Source organism: Streptomyces sp. WAC 06738 (assembly GCF_003945505.1).
Taxonomy (GTDB): Bacteria; Actinomycetota; Actinomycetes; order Streptomycetales; family Streptomycetaceae; genus Streptomyces.
Genome location: NZ_CP029618.1, coordinates 1,908,678 through 1,928,139 on the forward strand (window position 1 = coordinate 1,908,678; position 19,462 = coordinate 1,928,139).

20 protein-coding genes are annotated in these 19,462 nt (G+C 73.8%); 9 read left to right on the forward strand and 11 right to left on the reverse strand.

The annotated features are described in order from the left end of the window. Window positions 1–165: 165 nt before the first annotated feature. On the reverse strand, window positions 166–828 hold the full coding sequence (locus tag DMB38_RS08025; RefSeq protein ID WP_125934579.1) for an HNH endonuclease family protein: 663 nt from the start codon (window positions 826–828) through the stop codon (window positions 166–168). 186 nt (window positions 829–1,014) lie between these two features. Between DMB38_RS08025 and DMB38_RS08030 the strand changes: the two genes are divergently transcribed. Together DMB38_RS08030 and DMB38_RS08035 are read left to right on the forward strand one after the other, a co-directional pair. Then, complete coding sequence (locus DMB38_RS08030) at window positions 1,015–1,863, forward strand: ABC transporter permease (protein ID WP_240662031.1); 849 nt, start codon at window positions 1,015–1,017, stop codon at window positions 1,861–1,863. A gap of 192 nt (window positions 1,864–2,055) precedes the next feature. After that, window positions 2,056–2,637 carry a TMEM165/GDT1 family protein gene (locus DMB38_RS08035; RefSeq protein ID WP_125934580.1) on the forward strand — a complete coding sequence of 194 codons (582 nt, stop codon included), beginning with the start codon at window positions 2,056–2,058 and terminating at the stop codon, window positions 2,635–2,637. Window positions 2,638–3,598: 961 nt separating this feature from the next. Here DMB38_RS08035 and DMB38_RS08040 read toward each other — a convergent pair. Both DMB38_RS08040 and DMB38_RS08045 read right to left on the reverse strand, forming a co-directional pair. After that, entirely contained in the window at window positions 3,599–4,261 is a 663-nt protein-coding gene (locus DMB38_RS08040) for an HAD-IA family hydrolase (protein WP_125934581.1), read from the reverse strand. 99 nt (window positions 4,262–4,360) lie between these two features. Beyond that, complete coding sequence (locus DMB38_RS08045; RefSeq protein ID WP_125934582.1) at window positions 4,361–4,984, reverse strand: TetR/AcrR family transcriptional regulator; 624 nt, start codon at window positions 4,982–4,984, stop codon at window positions 4,361–4,363. Window positions 4,985–5,098: 114 nt separating this feature from the next. Here DMB38_RS08045 and DMB38_RS08050 point away from each other — a divergent pair, with 114 nt between their 5' ends. Both DMB38_RS08050 and DMB38_RS08055 read left to right on the forward strand, forming a co-directional pair. Further along, window positions 5,099–6,607, forward strand: a complete 1,509-nt coding sequence (locus DMB38_RS08050; protein WP_240662033.1) for an amidase — start codon at window positions 5,099–5,101, stop codon at window positions 6,605–6,607. Further along, window positions 6,604–7,197 carry a DUF2087 domain-containing protein gene (locus DMB38_RS08055; protein WP_125934583.1) on the forward strand — a complete coding sequence of 198 codons (594 nt, stop codon included), beginning with the start codon at window positions 6,604–6,606 and terminating at the stop codon, window positions 7,195–7,197. The genes DMB38_RS08050 and DMB38_RS08055 overlap by 4 nt, the downstream gene beginning before the upstream one ends. Window positions 7,198–7,274: 77 nt before the next feature. On the opposite strand, the gene DMB38_RS08060 is transcribed toward DMB38_RS08055, so the two are convergent. Further along, window positions 7,275–7,478: a DUF397 domain-containing protein gene (locus tag DMB38_RS08060; RefSeq protein WP_125934584.1), complete on the reverse strand. Its 204-nt coding sequence runs from the start codon at window positions 7,476–7,478 to the stop codon at window positions 7,275–7,277. Then, complete coding sequence (locus DMB38_RS08065) at window positions 7,465–8,352, reverse strand: helix-turn-helix transcriptional regulator (RefSeq protein WP_125934585.1); 888 nt, start codon at window positions 8,350–8,352, stop codon at window positions 7,465–7,467. Before DMB38_RS08065 ends, DMB38_RS08060 begins: the two co-directional genes overlap by 14 nt. 506 nt (window positions 8,353–8,858) lie before the next feature. Between DMB38_RS08065 and DMB38_RS36430 the strand changes: the two genes are divergently transcribed. Beyond that, window positions 8,859–9,233: an ATP-binding protein gene (locus tag DMB38_RS36430; RefSeq protein WP_276314990.1), complete on the forward strand. Its 375-nt coding sequence runs from the start codon at window positions 8,859–8,861 to the stop codon at window positions 9,231–9,233. A 141-nt stretch (window positions 9,234–9,374) separates the two neighbouring features. Then, on the forward strand, window positions 9,375–10,109 hold the full coding sequence (locus DMB38_RS08075) for an SDR family oxidoreductase (protein ID WP_125934587.1): 735 nt from the start codon (window positions 9,375–9,377) through the stop codon (window positions 10,107–10,109). Window positions 10,110–10,144: 35 nt separating this feature from the next. Here the strand turns inward: DMB38_RS08075 and DMB38_RS08080 are convergent, their stop codons facing one another. Both DMB38_RS08080 and DMB38_RS08085 read right to left on the reverse strand, forming a co-directional pair. Continuing rightward, window positions 10,145–10,810 (reverse strand): nitroreductase, encoded by a 666-nt coding sequence (locus DMB38_RS08080; RefSeq protein ID WP_125934588.1) that lies wholly within the window; start codon window positions 10,808–10,810, stop codon window positions 10,145–10,147. A 2-nt stretch (window positions 10,811–10,812) separates the two neighbouring features. Next, entirely contained in the window at window positions 10,813–11,994 is a 1,182-nt protein-coding gene (locus DMB38_RS08085) for a peptidoglycan-binding domain-containing protein (protein ID WP_125934589.1), read from the reverse strand. Window positions 11,995–12,209: 215 nt separating this feature from the next. Between DMB38_RS08085 and DMB38_RS08090 the strand changes: the two genes are divergently transcribed. Continuing rightward, entirely contained in the window at window positions 12,210–14,285 is a 2,076-nt protein-coding gene (locus DMB38_RS08090; protein ID WP_125934590.1) for an MFS transporter, read from the forward strand. Window positions 14,286–14,511: 226 nt separating this feature from the next. Then, on the forward strand, window positions 14,512–15,114 hold the full coding sequence (locus tag DMB38_RS08095) for a VTT domain-containing protein (protein WP_125938882.1): 603 nt from the start codon (window positions 14,512–14,514) through the stop codon (window positions 15,112–15,114). Between the two features lie 28 nt (window positions 15,115–15,142). Here DMB38_RS08095 and DMB38_RS37440 read toward each other — a convergent pair whose 3' ends face one another. Continuing rightward, window positions 15,143–16,114, reverse strand: a complete 972-nt coding sequence (locus DMB38_RS37440; protein ID WP_125934591.1) for a hypothetical protein — start codon at window positions 16,112–16,114, stop codon at window positions 15,143–15,145. Window positions 16,115–16,497: 383 nt separating this feature from the next. Here DMB38_RS37440 and DMB38_RS08105 point away from each other — a divergent pair, with 383 nt between their 5' ends. After that, window positions 16,498–17,901: a pyridoxal-dependent decarboxylase gene (locus DMB38_RS08105; protein ID WP_125934592.1), complete on the forward strand. Its 1,404-nt coding sequence runs from the start codon at window positions 16,498–16,500 to the stop codon at window positions 17,899–17,901. 41 nt (window positions 17,902–17,942) lie between these two features. On the opposite strand, the gene DMB38_RS08110 is transcribed toward DMB38_RS08105, so the two are convergent. From DMB38_RS08110 to DMB38_RS08120, 3 genes are all read right to left on the reverse strand, one after another. Beyond that, a complete protein-coding gene (locus DMB38_RS08110) occupies window positions 17,943–18,698 on the reverse strand; it encodes an MBL fold metallo-hydrolase (RefSeq protein WP_125934593.1) in 756 nt (251 codons plus the stop codon). Window positions 18,699–18,785: 87 nt separating this feature from the next. Further along, complete coding sequence (locus DMB38_RS08115; protein ID WP_047015535.1) at window positions 18,786–18,992, reverse strand: hypothetical protein; 207 nt, start codon at window positions 18,990–18,992, stop codon at window positions 18,786–18,788. Continuing rightward, window positions 18,989–19,315 carry a hypothetical protein gene (locus DMB38_RS08120; RefSeq protein WP_240662035.1) on the reverse strand — a complete coding sequence of 109 codons (327 nt, stop codon included), beginning with the start codon at window positions 19,313–19,315 and terminating at the stop codon, window positions 18,989–18,991. Before DMB38_RS08120 ends, DMB38_RS08115 begins: the two co-directional genes overlap by 4 nt. Window positions 19,316–19,462 lie beyond the last annotated feature (147 nt).

Sequence of the window (19,462 nt, forward strand, 5' to 3'; positions counted from 1 at the left end):
AACACGGCCGTACGGCCGCGGGCCGGCCGTGCACGGTACGACCGGGTCACGGGCCGGTGGCGTGCGAACCGCGGTGCGCGGCGCGGGAGTTCCGCGCCGCGCCCGCGTGCCGCCGGACTGCGGGACCGGGCCCTCGGGCTCTCGGCCCGCAGCCCCTCGGGCCCGTCAGCAGCCGGAGAGGACGGACTCCAGCTTCGCCTTCTCGGCGTCGTCGGCGGTCAGGTCGTACGTGTGCTTGACCCACACCCACATGCTCGCGTAGGTGCAGTGGTAGCCGGTCGACGGCGGCATCCACTCCGCCGGGTCCTTGTCGCCCTTCGACTGGTTGACGTTGTCGGTCACCGCGAGCAGTTGCGCGATCTGGAGGTCGTTGGCGAACTGCTCGCGCTCGCCGGTGCTCCACGCGCTCGCACCGGAGCGCCAGGCTTCGGCGAGCGGCACCATGTGGTCGATGTCGACGTCGGAGGACTGGGTCCAGGTCGCGCCGTCGTACGGCGAGTACCACGAACCGCTCACCGCGGCGCAGCTCGCGTCCTGCTCGACGTTCTCGCCGTCCCGTGCGAGGACGACCTCGCGGGTGTTGCAGGCCCCGGACTGGGTGCTCCAGTGCGGGAAGAGGTCGCGGTCGTAGCCGTCGGAGGAGCCCTCGGGCGCGGTGGTGATCTCCGCGAGGTAGCCGAGGGCGGTGTCGGCGCTGGGCGGGGCGGGCGGCTCGGCCTGGGCGCTGGGCGCCGCGGTCAGCAGCAGCGCCGCCGCCGCGAGTGGCGCGGCGAGGTGACGCGCGTAGACCTTCAGCCGCGTGAGCGGCCGCTGAGAAATGCCGGACATACGAACTCCCGGATCTATGGGGGGTGTTGTGCGTGTGCACGTGATGCTGGCGCCGCGAAGTGTCGTTTCTGCAGGCGCCAGGTAACACCTTGAGGACATGGCCATGTCATCCGCAAGACCGCATACCGGGTTTGCCCTCGCCACGCCCCCGGAGCCGCCGCCCCCCGACCGGACTACGCTCGGGTGGTGTTGCCCGTCAACGTCACCCTCGCGGCCGTGCTCACCGCCCTGTTGGCCGCCGCCGTCACCGTCGCCGCGGTGGCCCGGCTCGGCGAGGGGAACGAGCGGCGGCAGAGGGGAAAAGGCGGCGCAGGCGGGGGGAAACGAGGGGGCGGGAAGAGCCGAATAACCCTCGGGGGCTCACCACACGCGCGCGCCATCGCCACCGCGGGGCTGCGCGCCGCCGCCCAACTCGCCGCGGTCTCGGTCGTCATCGGCTACGTCGTACGCGCCGTGCCCCTGCTCCTCGCCTTCGTGGCGCTGATGTTCGCCGTCGCCGCCTGGACGGCGGGCCGCCGCATCACGCATAACCGCACCTGGCGCTGGGCCGCCGTCCCCATCGCCGCCGGGGTCACCCCGGTCGTCGCGACGCTGCTGCTCACCGGCCTCGTCAGGGTCGACGACATCGCCCTCATCCCGGTCAGCGGCATCCTCATCGGCGGCGCGCTGACCGGCACCGTACTCGCCGGCCGCCGCGCGCTGGACGAGCTGACCGCCCGGCACGGCGAGGTGGAGGCGGCGCTGGCGCTCGGCTTCCTGGAGCACGAGGCGCGCCTGGAGATAGCCCGCCCGGCCGCCTCCGACGCCCTGATCCCGGGCCTCGACCAGACCCGCACCGTGGGCCTCGTCACACTCCCCGGCGCGTACGTCGGCATGCTCATGGGCGGCGCGTCCCCCGTAGAGGCCGGTGCGGTACAGCTCTTCGTGCTGGTCGCGCTCATGGCGGTGCAGGCGGTGGCGGTCGCGGTGGTGCTGGAGCTGGTCGCCCGGGGCCGGGTGCATCGCCTAGACTCGGGGACGTCTGAAGGGGAGTAGCCCTCAGCCGGTGTCGTCGACATACTGCCCAGCCCGCTGGGCCGGCGCCCGGAGCGCGGAACCGCACGGCCGGCAGGCCGCGGGATCTCCGCGCCGGCGAGACCTTCGGCCGCAGTGTCCGTTGACGCTGCCGTGCCGAGGTCTGCCATGCGCTTACGCTCTCGGTACGGCGCCCGACCGAGAGTAGGAACATTGCTCAGCCTCAGCACCGTCGCGATCGTCTTCGGCGTCGTCTTCCTCGCCGAACTCCCCGACAAGACCGCGCTCGCGGGACTCATGCTCGGCACCCGCTACCGCGCCTCCTACGTCTTCGCCGGCGTCGCCGCCGCCTTCGTCGTCCACGTGAGCCTCGCGATCGCCGCGGGCAGCCTCCTCGCACAGCTCCCCCAGCGTCCGGTGCAGGGGATCGTCGGCGCGCTGTTCCTGGCCGGTGCGCTGGTCCTGCTGCTGAAGAAGGACGACGACGAGGAAGAGGTCAAGGCCCCCGCCGATCAGAGCTTCCTGAAGGTGGCGGGGGCGGGCTTCATGCTGATCCTGGTCGCCGAGTTCGGCGACCTGACGCAGATCATGACGGCGAACCTGGCCGCGCGCTACGACGACTGGCTGTCCGTCGGCATCGGCGCGGTGCTGGCGCTGTGGGCGGTGGCGGCGATCGGGATCCTGGGCGGGCGAACGCTGATGCGGTACGTACCGCTGAAGCTGATCACGAAGGTGGCGGCGGGCGTGATGCTGGTCCTGGCCGGCTTCAGCATCTATGAGGCGATCACGGGCTGACCTGTCGGTGCGTGCGCGCCGTGGGGCGAAAGCCGGGCTCCGGGGCCCGTTTTGGGCCGTATCCCGAGGTGTTACCGCGGGTTACGACACGATTTCTCCGGTCGGGGACTGCCGGGGGTCGGCGGCTGGACCTCGGAGCAACCGCGGGTGCGTCGATGGGCGAAAGTCGACCACCCGGGAGTCGTTTGTCCCGTTTTGAGTGAGGGTTACCGCGAGTTCGTCTCGGCGACACGCGTAGCGTGGCACGCGGGGGCCGTCCGCCGGGGGACGCCGCGAGGGAGCGCAGCCCGCCTCCGACCTCGACCCCACGCCTGCCGGAGAGATCGGCGATCGGGTCAGACCGGGCACCGGGGTCCCGCCCCCGTCCGCTGGGGATACCGGCGTTCGGCGGGCCCCGGCTCCTTGGGCTGCCCCGTCCGCGGGCCTCCGCCGGCGTAGTGCCAGTCGGAGGGCGCCCGCTCCCTCCGGGCCACCCTTAGCTGCCGGTCTTTCGGGCCGGAGTCCGGTGTCAAGGGTGGGGCGAAGCCCCATCGCGCAGCGACGCTCCTCGCAGCGAAGCGGAGAGGATCGCCCTTGACACCGGACGGAGGCCCGCACACTCACATGCGGGGTGGCCCGGGGGGAGCCCCAACGACACGGCCACTCCCCTCGCCGCCACCCCCGCACACCGGCACCCCCAACGAAGCACCCCCACCCCGGCACCGCACCCCCGTACCCGGCCCGCACAAACACGACGTACCAGCTCAGCGCCCTGCTGCCTCCCGCGTTGTCAGTCCGGGCGCATACCCTTGGGCGGGTGTGAGGGGACGTACGGGCGAGGGACGCACCGATCCCGGCGCATTACCTGGGACGGGCGTGAGAGGACGCGCTGGCGCGAGCGAACGCATCAGACCAGCCGCACGGCCCGGCGCCGGAACCAGCGCAACCCCGCGCCGCCCAAACCACCGCCCCCCGCCCCCGCCTACCCCACCGTCAACCGCAGCGCGCCCCCGCCCAGAGGGCGGACCCGCACCCCCGCCAGCGACTCCACGTGGACGTCCGTCCCCTCCCCCGCCGCCCGCGGGCCGACCCCCACGACCCGCATCCCCGCCGCCCGTGCCGCCGCGATGCCCGCCGCCGCGTCCTCGAACACGACGCACTCCGAAGGCGCGAACCCCAGGTCGGCCGCCCCCTTCAGGAACCCCTCCGGGTCCGGCTTGCTCGCGCTCACGCACTCCGCCGTGATGGAGATCGCCGGCACCGGCAGCCCCGCCGCGGCCATCCGCGCCTGCGACAGCGCCCGGTCCGCCGACGTGACGAGCGCGTGCGGCAGCCCGGCCAGACCCGCCATGAACTCCGGCGCACCCGGCACCGGCACGATGCCGTCCGTGTCTGCGGTCTCCCAGGCGAGCATGCGCGCGTTGTCCGCGAGGTTCTGCTCGACGGGCCGCTCGGGGAAGAGGTGCGCCATGGTGGCGTGCGCCTGCCGGCCGTGGGCGTGGCGCAGGATCTCCTCGGGGTCCTTCCCGTTTTCCGCTGCCCAGCGGCGCCAGATGCGCTCGACGACGGCGTCGGAGTTGAGGAGCGTCCCGTCCATGTCGAGGAGCAGTGCCTTGAAGACACCTATGTCCATGGGCCTGCCCATACGTAACCCCCAGGGGTGGAGAACCGCGTTTGTTTCCCGACGATACAAAACACACGATACAAAACGCGGCACCCCCAGCCAAGAGTCACCTGAGCCCGCTCACCCCCAGAGGCCGGCCAGGTGCGCATGCAGAACCTCGTGCGCCTCATGCGGGGTGAGATGACCGACGAGGACGTGGACGGTGAGGCCGTCTGCGAGGGCGAGGAGCGTACGGGCCTCGCGCTCCGGATCGAGGGATTCCACCCCCTCGGGCGCCGGGCCCCCGGACTCCCCCAGCCCCGCACCCCCACCCGCCTCCGCCACGAGCCGGGCGAACACCTCGTGCAGCCCCGCATAGTTCGCCCGCAGCGTCCCGGCGAGAGCTTCGCTGACCGCCGCCTGGGCGACGAAGGCGAGCCAGACCCTGGCCTCGGCGCGGTGCTCGTCCCCGAGCAGTGACACCTCGGCCGCGGCGTGCCCCAGCGCCGTGCCCGCCGACTGGGCCGGGCTCCGGACGAGACGGGCCCGTACGCGCTCGCCGATGCGCTCGCCCACGTACCCGAGCGCGAACACCAGCATCTCTTCCTTGGTACGGAAGCACCGCTGCACGGCCCCCATGGACACCTCCGCGCGGGCGGCGACGTCGCGCAGGGTCACGCCCTCCAGCCCGCGTTCGTCGGCGAGACGGCAGACGGCCTCGGCGATGATGCGGCGCCGGCTCTCGTGATCCACCTGTCTGGGCATGCTCCCGGCCGCCTCCTTATTCGATGCGCTTGTATCGGATCCAGAGTACGGTGGCCGTTCCGATGCAGTCGCATCGGAAAGCAAACGAGGAAGAAGAGAGGAACCAGAAAGGCCATGCCCGACGACCTCTGGAAGTTGCCGGCCGCCGCACAGGCGGAAGCCGTACGCGGCGCACACATCTCCGCCGTCGAACTGGTCGACAGCCACCTCGACCGCATCGCCGCGATCAACCCGCAGGTGAACGCGGTCACCCAGCTCCTCGCGGAGCGCGCACGCGAGGCCGCGGCCAGGACCGACCGCCTCCGCTCCGCCGGGGTGGCGCTCGGACCGCTGGCGGGTGTGCCTTTCACGGTGAAGGAGAGCACCCCCGTCGAGGGGGTGCCGACCACGTTCGGGGTGCCGCGCTTCCGCGATCTCGTGGCCGCCGCCGACGCGCCTCCGGTGGCGCGGCTGCGCGCGGCCGGGGCCATCCCGATCGGACACGCCAACATCCCCACCCTGATCCTCGCGGGGATGCACACGCGCAGCGAACTCTTCGGCGACACCGTCAACCCCTGGGACAGCAGCCGCACCCCCGGCGGGTCCAGCGGCGGCGACGCGGTCGCCGTGGCCACCGGCATGGCGGCGCTGGGGCTCGGCAACGACTCCGGAGGCTCGGTGCGGATACCGGCACAGTTCTGCGGAGTCGCCGGGCTGAAGCCGTCCACGGGCAGGTTCCCGGCCGACCACCGCGTGCTCGGCCGAGACGACCCGGGCCCGGCATCCCAATTGCTCGTCACCGAAGGACCGCTGGCCCGGACGGTGGCCGACCTGCGGCTCGCGTACGAGGCGCTGGCCGGGACCGACCCGCGCGACCCGAGAGCCGTACCGGTGCCGCCGTACGGCGAAGCGCTCCCCGGACCGCTGACGGTCGCGGTCGTGGCGGATCCGGGCGGCCGCGGCGTCCACCCCGCGATCCGCGGGGCCGTCGAGAGCGCGGCCGACGCGCTCCGCGACGCGGGGTACGCCGTACGCGAGGTGGCTGACGTGCCGCGGCTGGACGAGGTGCTGGAGGCGTACGGGCGGCTGACCGTCACCGAGTTCGCGCCGACCTGGCCGGCGGTGCGGACGCTGCTCGGCGAGGGCGGCGACCGCTACATCGCGATGGCGATGGAGCGGACCCCGCCCGCGACCGCGGACGAACTGGTGAAGCTCATGGGCACGTGGATGTCCCTCCGCCGCTCGTGGGCCGAATTCCTCGACGCCCATCCGCTGTTGCTGGGCCCGTCGTTCACCGAGCCACCCGTCGAACCGGGGCTGGAGTCCCGCGACCGGGCGGGCCTGGACCGGGTCACCTCGGCGATGCGGCTCTGCAGCGCGACGAGCTTCGTGGGGGTGCCGGGCGTGGCCGTACCGACCGGTGTCGTGGACGGCCTGCCCGTGGGAGTGCAGATCGTCGGGCGGGCGTTCCGGGAGGACCTGTGCCTGGAGGCGGCGCAGGCGGTCGAGGACCGGCTCGGGGTGCTGACGCCGATCGACCCGGAGGCCGGGCGGGGCGGGGGAAAACGACTTTCGGGCGGGCCGGGGGACGCGGTACGTGTACGGGACGACACCGGCACCACGACGGGATGGAACGCTCCATGAACGCCGCCTCCGACGCCGCCTCCGACGCCGCCGCCTCCGCCGAGGACTCCTCCGCCGACGCCGCCGCCCCCGAGGGCCACCCGCCCTCCTGCCGCGACCTCGTCGGCCTCCTCGCCCAGACCGACCGCCGCGCCGCCTACGCCGCCCTCGCCCTCGGCGCCACGTCGGTGACGGACGTCGCCGCCCGCACCGGGCTCCGCCCTCCGGCCGCCGCGGCAGCGCTCCAGAAGCTCACGGCGGGCGGGATCGCCGCCTTCGACGCCGCCACCCGCGCGTACACCCTGCGCGACGACACCTTCCGGCTCGCGGTCCAGGCCGAGGTCCGGCTCACCGGCCGGGGCGGCGGCGACGGCGCGGGCGGGTACTTCCGCCGCGGCCGGCTGACGTCGATCCCGGGCAGCGCGGAGGTACGGAGCCGGGTGCTGGCGGTGGTGAAGGACTCGTTCGCGCCCGGCACCACGTACTCCGAGGCGAAGGTGAACGCGATCTGCGGCGAATGGCTCGACGACTGGGTGACCCTGCGCCGCGCCCTGGTCGACGAGGGCCTGCTGCGGCGGAACGAGTCCGGCACCGCGTACGAACGCGCGTGACGGGCGGCCGGTGACCGGCGGGCGCCCCGCCGCCGGACGGCCGCCGGCGGTGGGGCGCTTGCGGTCCTGCGGTTCCGTTACCGGCCGTACTCCCCGCCCCGCACGGACGCGACGAAGGCGCGCCAGGCGTCGGGGGCGAACGTCAGCACCGGGCCGGAGGGGTCCTTGCTGTCACGCGCGGCGACGACGCCGTCGGCGACCGCCACCTCGATGCAATCGCGCTGTCCGTCGCTGTAGCTCGACTTGTACCAGTGCACATCTGCGAGATCAGACCTGTCCATGACTCCCTGCCGTGTCTGCGATCAGGCGTTGTGACACCTGCTCATCGGGCGATGATTCCCAGACGTCGTCGAACGCCTCCTGGTAGCTCTGCACCTCGCTCGGCTTGTCCAGGTACAGGCTTCCGGTGAAGCCGTCCGAGTAGACGGTCGGGGGCTCCGTCTCCGTGCCGTCGCCGTTCGCCGGGAAGCGAAGGACGACGAAGGACCCCGACAGCATGCCCAGATGGAGCCCGGCGGCGAAAGGTGCCACCCGGATCGCGATGTTGGAGCGCTCGGCCGCCTCCGCGAGGTACGCCAACTGCCCGGCCATGACCTCCGGTCCGCCCACGGGCCGCGCCAGCACCGCCTCGTTGAGCACCAGCCGCAGGGACGGGGGCGCGGTCGGCCGGGTGAGAAGCGTTTGCCGTTCGATACGCAGCCGGACCCGACGGTCGATCTCCGCTTCCGTCTCGTCCGGATTGTGGTAACGGATGACTGCCCGCGCGTAGTCTTCCGTCTGGAGCAGTCCCGGTACCAGATCGCTCTGGTACGAGGTGAGACTCGACGCCGCCTCCTGAAGCCCGATGTACACGTCGAAGCCCTCCGGAATGACGTCGCCGTAAGCGTGCCACCACCCCTTCGCCTTCGTCTCCTTCGCGAGCCCCATGAGCGCCTCGGTGATATCATCCGGCGCCCCGTACACCTTGCACATGGTCTCCACGTCGAAGCTGCGCAGCGACGATTGTCCCGTCTCGATGCGCCACATCTTCGCTTCCGACCACTCCAGTTGGTGCGCCGCCGAGCGCACCGTGAGCCGCGCCTGATTCCGCAGGTCACGTAAGTACCGGCCGAGTTGCCTCCGCGGCACCGTCGATCCCGTCGCCCGTTCCGCCATGCGTTTTCCCCTTCCCCATGTCATTCAAAGTGAAGGACTTCCGACGCTCGAAATGAAAGCACCGGGGTCCCCGAATTCACAATGAACTTCACTCGTTCGAGTGCCCGGCCAGGATTCACGGAATCCGGTCTTGCAGAATTCAAAAGGCGGCGGCACTCTAGTCTTCCGATAGCTCAGCGTGTCAAGCCCGCCGCGTAGAACGCTACTTGAACCCCTGCCTTTTTCGTACGCCTACGGCCACGCGCGGAAGACGAGGAGACGTGCCCATGGCCGCAGAAGAACCGGTTATTCCCAAGTGCCACCACGAAACGCACGGTTCGCCGGGCGCCTGGCCCGCCGACGCCCGCGCGGCGCTGCCGCACCGCATCAGCGGCGCCGGCATCCGGTATCGCGCCTGCCGCACCGGCCGGTGCACCGGCAGCCCCGGCGGCGGCCACCGCTCCGCCCGTAGCGGCGGGCGATCGCAGCCCGCTTCCCGGGCCCGGCGGCCGATCCCGCTGGAACCCGTGCACAAGCGGCAGTTCGCCCGCGACGCGGGTGAGGTCGGCCGGGCGCGCGACTTCGTCGCCGCGGCGCTCGGCGGCATCGCGGGCGCCGAGTTGCTCGCCGACATCCGGCTCTGCACCTCGGAGCTGGCCACCAACGCCGTCCGGTACGGGCCGGCCGGCCGGGATTTCCTGGTCCGCGTCGTCACCCTGCACGACACGGTGCGGGTCGAGGTCCACGACACCGGCGACGGATGTCCGCGGACGCGCGCGCCGCGACACGACGACGACCACGGGCGCGGGCTCCTCGTCGTCGCCGCGCTCGCCGACGAGTGGGGCGTGGCCGAGCGGTCGGGGCCCGGGAAAGCCGTCTGGGCCGAGTTCGCCCTTCGATGAGGCCGCGGCGCGCCCCTGGGCCTGAGGACCTAGGCCGAAGGTCTCGTTCCCCTGCCCGGCCGGCGTGTGATGGTGTCGACGTACCCGATCACAGCAGGGCGGCAGGGCGGCACGGACATCCCAGGGGCGGCAGGCAACCACATGACCTTCGCAGGACAACGCGTCGTCATCACCGGCGCGTCCCGGGACTTCGGCCGGACTCTCGCCATCCGTTTCGCCCAGCGGGGTGCCGAGGTCTTCGTCTCCTCCCGCAGCCTGGCGGCGTCGCGACGGGTGGCGGACGAGATCCGCGACCTGGGCCACACCCAGGTGCACGCCCTCGTCTGCGACCTGGCGGACCCCGCCTCGGTCCGCCGGTTCGCCGCCGACGTGGTGCAGCGCACCGACCGGGTGGACGTGCTGGTGAACAACGGCGCACGCTGGCTGGGCGGTCCTGATCTCCTCTCCGCCTCCGACGAGGACGTGATCGACACCGTCGCCGCCGGGGCGACCGGCACGATCCTCGTCGTCAAGCGCCTGCTGCCGCTGCTGCTCGCATCCGACAGGCCGGACATCGTCAACGTGATCTCAGCCGCCGGGCTCCCGGCCCACCAGCGCTCCGACGCACACGACGCCTTCTACGCCGCCAAGAGCGCACAGGCCGGCTTCGCCGACATCCTCTCCACCCGGCTACGGCCCCGGGGGGTGCGGGTCATCTCGCTCTACCCGCCGGACTTCAGCAACCCGGACCCGCTGTCCCCGGAGTGGGAGAGCACGCCGCGCGGCCCCGGCGACATGCTGACGGCCCACTCGGTGGCGGAGTGCGTGTTCTTCGCCCTCGGACAGCCCCGGGACTGCTTCATCAAGGCGTTCCACTTCGAACAGGCATCCGCCTGAAGACCCGTCCGCCCCTGCTGCCCGCCTCCGGGCCGTCACGTCCCCACGAAGGTCACCGTCTCCGCCGGGTCCGCCCGGTCCGTACGCAGCGGCGGCACGCCCGGCTTCGCGTGGCCGACCGCGACACCGCACAGCAGCACGAGCCCGTCACCGGCCCCGACCGCCTCGGCGACGGTCCGCCGGTACATCGTCCACATCACCTGGGGGCAACTGTGCAGCCCCTCCGCCCGCAGCAGCAGCATGACCGTCTGCAGATACATCCCCGCGTCCGCCCACTGCCCGGGACCCATCGCGCGATCGAGATAGCAGAAGAGGACGACCGGCGCCCCGAACGCCCCCGCGTTCAGGGCGGCGATCTTCCGCGGCCTCCCGGGGTCGTCGCGCTCGATGCCCAGCGCCGCGTACCGCTGGGCCGCCGCCGCGGTGAACCGGTCCCGGTACGGCGGGCCGAGGTCGGCCGGGTACATCGGGTACTCCCGCTCGTCGCCCGGGTCCCCGGCCAGCGCCCTGGCCGTCGCGCGCTTCTTCAGGCCGGCCAGCGGCTCCCCGGTGACCACGTACAGGTGCCACGGCTGGAGGTTCCCGCTCGACGGGGCGCGGGCGGCCGCGGAGAGCACCCGCCGGAGGATCTCCACGGGTACGGGCTCGTCGCTGAACGCCCGCACGGCCCGGCGGCTGTCCACGGCCTCGTACACGTCCATGCTCAGGGTTCCTTCGTCATCGACTCCAGCGCGCGGCGCGTCTCCGGGCCGTAGACGCCGCGTTCGTCGCCGTCGATGTCGTGGTCCCGCTGGAAGCGGCCGACCGCCACTCCCGTGAAGTGGCCGTACTCGCCCTCGGAGTCCAGGAACTTGTCGTAGCCCGCGTCATCGAGCCGCTTCTGCAACTCGACGACCTCCGGGCCCGTATCGCCCTCCCGCAACGTGGGCGGCGGCGGGGGCGGGTCCGGGTCCTCGGGGGTGGTGCCGGGGTCGGGGTCACTCGGCGTGCTGGGGTCGGAGTCGGGCGGGGCGGCGGTGACCTGGCCGGCCTCGGTGCGCTCGGTGGGTGCCTCGTCCGGGTCGGCCGACGCGGAACCGGTGGGGTCGGATTCGCCGGCGCTGGGCTCCGCCGGGTCGTCGCCGTCAGCGGGGGCGGTGGGGGCGCCGCTGTGCGCGTCGTCGATACCGGGCTTCGTGCCGCCTCCGGTGGGGACGGCGGTGATGGTGTCGGGCTTCGGTACGGCGCGGTCGTCCGCCCCGTCGTCCGAGAAGAGCCCGGAGCCCACCAGTCCGACGCTGAGCGCGGCCACGACGCCGCCGACCGTGAGGACCAGCGTCAGGCGGCGGCGCCGGCGGGCGGCGAGGCGGTCGCCCCGGCGGCGCGGGTCGTACGGGTCGCGGGGGTCGTCCGCGTCGTACGGGTCCCGGGCGGCGCGCGGCGCGGCCGGGTCGTCGGCGAAGAGGCCGAGGTCGGCGTCCGCGGGCCCCTCCGGCGCGGCGCCGATGGGGCCGTAGGGGGCGGCGAGGGTGGCGTCAGGGGGCGGTGACCCCGGGGGAGGTCCGTCAGATGGGGGTGCCCCCTCGGGTACGGTGCCGGGCGCCCAGGCCGCCGCGGCGCCCGGCACCGCGCCGTACGCCGCCGGATCCCGCTCTCCCCACCCGGCTTCCGGCGCCTCCGGGCCGTAGCCCTCGGGCGCGGTGCCAGCCCCGTCGCCGTCCCATCCCCCGACCGGACCCGGCGCCTTCATGACGTACGGCCGCAGCAGCGGTCTGTCCTGCTCCCGCCGGCCCCCCGCGCCCGCCTCGGCGCCGTCCTCCGCACCGCTCTCCGCGCCGCAGGCGCAGCCTCGCCCGCCGTCCTCCCGGGGCGGCTCGCCGCAGGTGCGGCATGCGCGAGGTATCACCGTGCTCCCCCTCCTGTGGGCTGGAGGCGATTATGCAGACCCCGCGGAACCCTGCGCACCGCACCCCGGCCGCAACCCGGCCCGAGCGGACCGCCCCGGCGGGCCGTATCGACGCATCCGGGCGACGATGAGGCAAACGCCCCGCGCATCACCGGCACCACGAGCCTCACAAGCACCACCCGCCGCACGGTCACACCACCAGAGGGGAGCCGCGCATGTCCCGGACCGCCGGCGCCCCGCCCGCCCCCGAGGTCCCCGGGCAGGGCCTGCCCCGGCGGGCCGTCCTGGTGTCCATGGGCGCCCTGCTGTCCGGGATGCTCCTCGCGGCACTCGACCAGACCATCGTCGCCACCGCGCTGCCCACCATCGTCAGCGACCTCGGCGGGCTGGAGCACCTGTCCTGGGTGGTGACCGCCTATCTCCTCGCCGCCACCGCCGGCACCCCCCTCTGGGGCAAGCTGGGCGACCAGTACGGCCGGAAGAAGCTCTTCCAGACCGCCATCGTCATCTTCCTCGTCGGCTCCGCGCTCTGCGGCATCGCGCAGGACATGGGCCAGCTCATCGGTTTCCGCGCCCTCCAGGGCATCGGCGGCGGCGGGCTCATGTCGCTGGCCATGGCGATCGTCGGCGACATCGTGCCGCCGCGCGAACGCGGCCGCTACCAGGGCCTGTTCGGCGCCGTCTTCGGCACCACCAGCGTCCTCGGCCCGCTCCTCGGCGGCATCTTCACCCAGCACCTGAGCTGGCGCTGGGTCTTCTACATCAACCTGCCCATCGGCCTCGCCGCCCTCGTGGTCATCGCCGTCGTCCTGCACATCCCGCGCCGCGCCACCAGGCACCGCATCGACTACCTCGGCACCGCCCTCATCGCCTCCTTCGCCATCTGCCTCGTCGGCGTCACCTCCCTCGGCGGTACGACCTGGGCGTGGGGCTCCTGGGAGGTCGTCGTGGCCGGGCTGCTGGCGATCGCGCTGCTCACCGCGTTCATCCGGGTCGAGCGGCGGGCGGCGGAGCCGGTCATCCCGCTGAAGCTCTTCGCCATCCGCACCTTCACGCTCTGCTCGGTCATCGGGTTCGTCGTCGGCTTCGCGATGTTCGGCGCCATGACGTACCTGCCGACGTTCCTCCAGGTCGTCCGCGGCGTCTCCCCGACCACCTCCGGCGTCCACATGCTCCCGATGGTCGCGGGCATGCTCATCGCCTCCACCGGCTCCGGGCAGCTCATCAGCCGCACCGGCCGGTGGAAGGTCTTCCCCGTCCTGGGCACCGCCGTCACCACCGCGGGCCTCCTCCTGCTCCACCGGCTGCACCAGGGCAGCAACAACTGGGAGCTGAGCGGCTACTTCTTCGTCTTCGGCTTCGGCCTCGGCCTCGTCATGCAGGTCCTCGTGCTCGCCGTGCAGAACGCCGTCTCCTACGGCGACCTCGGCGTCGCCACCTCCGGCGCCACCTTCTTCCGCTCCATCGGCGCGTCCTTCGGCGTCGCCGTCTTCGGCACCGTCTTCACCAGCCGGCTGCGCCACAAACTCGACACCGAGCTGAGCGGCGTGTCCCTGCCCGGCGGGATCAGCATGAAGACGCTGGAGTCCGACCCCCGCTCGATCGTCCGGCTCCCCGCCTCCCTGCGGCAGGAAGTGGTGAACGCCTACTCCACCTCCATCACCGACGTCTTCCTCTACGCCGCCCCCGTCGCCTTCCTCGCCTTCCTCATCGCGCTCTTCCTCCGCGAGGACCCGCTGCGCGGCACCGTCACCGTCCCCGACGGCAGCGAGACCGTCGCCACCAACCCCGTCGAGCGCTCCCCCCACGACGAGGTGTGCCGCGCGCTCAGCGCGCTCAGCACCCGGGAGGGGCGGCGGGAGTTGTACGAGGACATCACCCGCCGCGCGGGCCTCGACCTGCGGCCCGCGTCGAGCTGGCTGCTGCTGCGCGTCCAGCGGTACGAGTCCACCGAGCCGGTGGCGCTCGCCGAGCGCACCGGGCTGCCGCTCGACGTGGTCCTCGGCGCGGCACAGGAGTTGGAGGAGCGGGGCCTGACCCGCCGGGAGGGGCCGCCGGTGCTCTGCACGGAGGACGGCACCCGGGCCGCGAAGCGGCTCTCGGCGGCGCGGCAGGCGGCGCTGGCCGAGATGCTCGGCGACTGGTGGACGCCCGACCGGCCCACGGACCTCACCGAACTGGTGGAGCAGTTGTCCGCCGAGCTGTGCGGCTCCGACGACGAGGCGCCGCCCGGCGAGGCGGTGGAGAAATGGCGGCCCGACCCGGACTCCCCGCCGAAACCCCCCGCTTGAGCGGCACTCCGTGCCGTACGGCATCCGGGTGACAGCAGATGAGCGGGCCCTCAGGAGTGATGCAGGTTACATCTGGTCCCCCCGTGCGAATTCCGGCGACGCGCCAGGCGTACGCTGTGATCCGCCCGGCGCTCTCGTCCGCGGCGGAAAATCACCGGATGACCACCGGGACACGGGGAGCAGGGGAACAGTGGAGTTTGTGGGGTCACTGAGCGGTACCCCGTGGATGTACGCCATCGTCGCCACCTCCGTCCTCCTCGACGTCTTCCTGCCGCTGCTGCCCAGCGGCGCGCTCGTCATAATGGCCGCCACCGCCGCCGCCGGCACCACCACCGCGGCCGACGCCGTACGCAACGGCGCCACCCTGCCCGCCGCCGACCACCTCGCCGAGCTGCTGGCCCTCATGCTCTGCGCCGCCACCGCCTCGGTCCTCGGCGACATGCTCGCCTTCCGGCTCGCCAGCAGGGGCCGCGAGAAGTTCGCCAACTCCCGCCTCCTGGTCCGCGCGCAGGAGCGCCTCGGCCACCACCTCAGCGGCCGGCGGGGCGGCGGGATCGTCGTCCTGGCCCGGTTCGCGCCCGCGGGGCGCAGCGTGGTGATGCTCGGCGCGGGCGCGATGCACCGGCAGGTGCGGGAGTTCCTGCCGTGGTCCGTGCTCGCCGGGCTGCTGTGGGCGGCGTACGGCGTGACGCTCGGGTACTTCGGCAGCCGCTGGCTGGGCGCCGGGTGGCTGGCGACGGGCGTGTCGGTGCTGGCGCTCTTCGTCGGCGGGCTCGGCGCGGCATACCTGGTGCGCAGGCCGCGCCCGCAGCCGGCCGCCTCCGACTGACCGCCCGCCCCGCGCGCGTACGGGCGCGTCAGCCGCGCAGATAGGCGTCGACCTCGTCCTCGATCGCCCGCGTGTAGCGCTCCAGCCCCGGGGACTTGGCCGGACACGGCCGCCCGCCCTCCGGGGTCGGCGCGAGGCAGAAGTGCAACGGGTCGTCGTCGCGGTGCAGTCGGGCGGTGCCGCCGGGGCCGGTGCAGTAGCCGGCGGTGCGCTGCTCGTAGTCGTTGCACGGCAGGTACTGCGTCCACTTCCCGTCGCCGTCGCGCAGTTCGCGGCCCCCGTCGGCCAGCAGGTCGCCCGACGCGGCGGCCTGCCGCTCGTACAGGTCGTTGACCTGCTCGATCCGGTCGGGGTGCAGGGCGTCGGGCGGCTGCTGCACCCAGACGATCCGGGGCCGCGGCACGTCCGCTTCGCGTGCGGCGTCGGTGATCTGCCCGGTGAGGGCGCGCAGGTCTTCCGCGTAGCGCTCGTAGTACGCGGACGTCCCCCACTCGACGCCCTCCATGCAGGGCGTGTAGCCCCAGGTGTTGCCCCAGAACTGCAGCACGATCACGCCCGGTTCGCGCTTCTTCACCAGGGCGGCGGCCTTGTCCTCGGCCGGGACGAGGGAACGTCCCGGACGGCCCTGGAGATAGTCGCAGACGGTGACGCCGGCGACGGGCTCGCTGCTGTACGAGCCGACGCGGGCGGAGCGTTCGAGCCGGCTGCCGAGGATGTCCTGGGCCTCCATGGCGAGGGAGTCGCCGAGGTAGAGCACGTCCTGCGGGGCGCGCGGGGGCGCACCGGGATCGGCCGGGGCGGAGCCGGAGTCGCCCGGCCCCGGGGTGGCGGGGTCGGGGGGCGTGAAACGGGAGCGGTCGGGCGCCTGGTCGCGTACCGCGCTGTCCACGGTGTCGCCGCCCGCCTCGCCGCCGTCGGAGCGCGACACCGCGCCCCAGCCGATGGCCACGGCCACCAACGCCACGGCGAGCACGGGCCCGGCCCAGCGCTTCGTCTCCATCAGGTCCTCCGGCACGCGGTGACAACTGGCCAGTAGGGTAGGGAGTCGACCGCCTCCGGGTCGAGGCCGTTCGGCCCTTTCCGGCAACGGGCGGCAGACTCGGGCCGGATGCCGCCCGGTCGCCGCCTCGTACGCCGCCGGTCCCGCCCGTGACGTACGAGATGCCTCTGAGGGTCAGGCCCACGACGGCCATGAGGGGTGCCTCGCGGTCAGCGGTCCAGTGGGACGGAAGTGGCCACGGACCGGGGCGGGTGCGGGGTCGTAGCGTACGGAACGTGGTCGGCGTACGGCGCGTCGCCGCAGGTCGCGGCGGGGTTGGCCGCCGTCTTGCGGGCGTCGCCCGCCGGCCGCCGCCCCGCCCGCCGTACGCCCCAGGAGGCCCCGTGCACCCCGCCCTCGCCGCCGACCTCGACCGCTTCGACCAGCTCCTCGACGCCGCCCGCGCCCGCGCCGTCGCCGCCCTCCGCGGCCTCGCCGACCGCCCGGTCGCCGCCCCCGCGCCGCACGCCCCCGGCCCGTACGAGCCGCTGCCCGAGCGCGGCGCCGGGGGTGCGGCGGCGCTCGCCCGCTTCGGGGAGCGCTGGGAGCCGGGCCTTTCGGGCAGCGCGGGGCCGCGCTACCTCGGGTTCGTGACCGGCGGCGCGACGCCGGCGGCGGTGGCGGGCGACTGGCTGGTGGGTGCGTACGACCAGAACGTGGTCGCCGCGTGCGACTCCGCCGCGACGGACCTGGAGCGCGAGACGGTGGGCTGGCTGCGCGAGCTGTTCGGTCTCGGCGAGGCGCACGCCGGCGCGTTCGTGTCCGGGGCGACGATGTCGAACGCCGTGGGGCTGGCCGTCGCCCGGGAGTGGCTGGGCGAACGGCTCGGGGTCTCGGTCGCGGACGCCGGGGCGGGGGCGCTGGGCGAGGTCGCGGTCCTGTCGGGCGCCGCGCACTCCAGCGTCCCCAAGGCGCTGTCCCTCCTCGGGCTCGGCCGCGACGCGCTGCGCGCGGTGCCGCCGCTGCCGGGGCGCGAGGCCGTGGACGTGGACCTGCTGGCCGCCGAACTGGCGGCGCTGGACGGCAGGCCGGCGATCGTGGTGGCGAACAGCGGCACGGTCAACACCGTCGACTTCGACGACCTGCGCGCGATCGCCGCGCTGCGGGAGCGGTATCCGTTCTGGCTGCACGTGGACGCGGCGTTCGGCGCGTTCGCGGCGCTGTCGCCGGAGCACGCGCACCTGGTGGCGGGGCTGGACGCGGCGGACTCCGTCTGCGTGGACCTGCACAAGTGGCTGAACGTCCCGTACGACGCGGCGGTGCAGTTCACCCGCCGCCGGGACCTCCAGGTCCGTGTCTTCCGCAACGCCGCCGCGTACATGGCGCAGCCGGGCGACGACCCCGACTTCGTCCACCTCACCCCGGAGAACTCCCGCCGCCTGCGCGCCCTGCCGACGTGGCTGACGCTGGCGGCGTACGGGCGCGAGGGCCACCGGGAGGTGGTGGAGCGCAACGCGGCGCTGGCGCGTCGCTTCGGCTCGGGGGTCGCGGGCGACTCCGGGGGCGGGCTGCGGCTGCTGGCGCCGGTGCGGCTGAACGTCGTGTGCTTCACGCTCGCGGCGGAGCCGACGCCGGAGCGGGTGGCGGCGCTGGCGGCGGCGGTGGCGGCGAGCGGGGAGGCGGTGGTCACGCCGACGGTGTACGGGGGGACGCACGGCCTCAGGGCGGCGTTCAGCAACTGGCGTACGGGACCGGAGGACGTGGACCGCGCGGTGACGGCGGTGCTGACCGCGGCCCGGAGCGTGTAGCGGACACCCGGGAACGGCAGCGGGGTCGCCGGTCGGCTCCCTCACTCCGCCCCGAATTCCACCACCGTCCCCGGCCGCGCCACCCCCGTCTCCCCGCCGAACCCCCGGCGCGCCGCGGCGATCGCCTCGGCCTCGTCCCCGCCCGGCCACAGGTGCGTGAGCAGCAGCCGCTCCGCGCCCGCGCGGGCCGCGTGTTCGCCGGCCTGGCGGGCGCTCGACAGGTACGGCGCGTCCTCCTCCGGCACCTCCTCCGGGTACGTGGCCTCCGCGAGGAACAGGTCCGCCGCGTCCGCGAGTTCCGCGAGCGCCGGGCTCGGGCCGGTGTCACCGGTGTACGCAAGCACACGGCCCGCCGCCGTCAGCCGCAGCCCGGCGTTGGGGACGTGGTGCGGGAGCGCGCGGGTCCGGACGCGGAACGGGCCGGAGGTGAACTCCGGCTCCGTCGCCGGGTCGAACGCGCGCAGCTCGTACGAGCCGCGCAGCATCCCCGGCCGGTCCAGCGCCAGCACCGCGTCGAGCGCACCGGCCGGAGCGTACACCGGTAGCGCGGGCGCCGGCCGGTCGGCGAGCGCGCGGGCGCGGAGGAGGGGGTTGAGGTCGGCGCAGTGGTCGGGGTGCCCGTGGGTGACGACGACGGCGTCGACGTCCCCGGGCCGCAGGTGCCGCAGGAGCCGCGGCATCACCGCGTACCCGGGGTCGAGCAGCAGCCGGTGCCCGTCGTGCTCGACGAGGTAGCCGCTGCAGGCGGCGTCCGCGGTCGGCCAGGCGCCGCGGCCGCCGAGCACGGTGAGCTTCATGCCGTTCCTCCGGTACGCGCACGGAGGCGGATCCGCCTCCGTGCGCCACGGTAGCGGCGGCCGCCCTCCGTGTCCGCGCGGGGCCTGTCACCAGGCGATGTGCACCAGGAACCAGCCCGCGAAGCCCACCCAGGCCGCGACGAAGACCGCCTTGCCCACCGGCGTGCGCACCCGGAACCACGCCCGGGTCCGCTCCGAGAGGGTGTCGCCCTTCTTCGGGGTCCACAGCGCGACGACCTCCACCACCGCGCCGAGGGCGAGCAGTCCGCCCCAGATCCAGTCGGACCCGCTCACGCCGGCCGCCCCTCGGGGTCGGGCGGCGGTACGGCGGCCACCGGCGCCGCGGACTGCCGCGCCGACGCCCGCGCCGGGTACTCCGGCGGTCGCGCCCAGCCCAGCAGCACGCCCGCGACGAGCCGCAGCGGCTTCCAGTCCCGCTTCGCCGCCCACTCCTCCAGCGCCCGGAACACCGCGTAGTACACGGCGGTGACGAGCGCGGTGACCCCGGCGGTCACGGTCGTGGAGTCGGCGTCGACGCCGAAGGCACCGGCCGCGGTCACGACCCAGCCGACGAGCAGCGGCACCAGGGTACGTAAGACAGAGATGTAGAGATTCATGGTCAGATCCCCCGATCCGCGGCCACCTAGGGTAAAGCGGCCTTCTCACACGGGAGATGCCCGCACAGCGGCCCCCTGAACCACAACCTGAACGTCCTCTTCCGCATCGAACTCCCCCGGCACGGCGGCCCTTTGGGGGCGCACTCG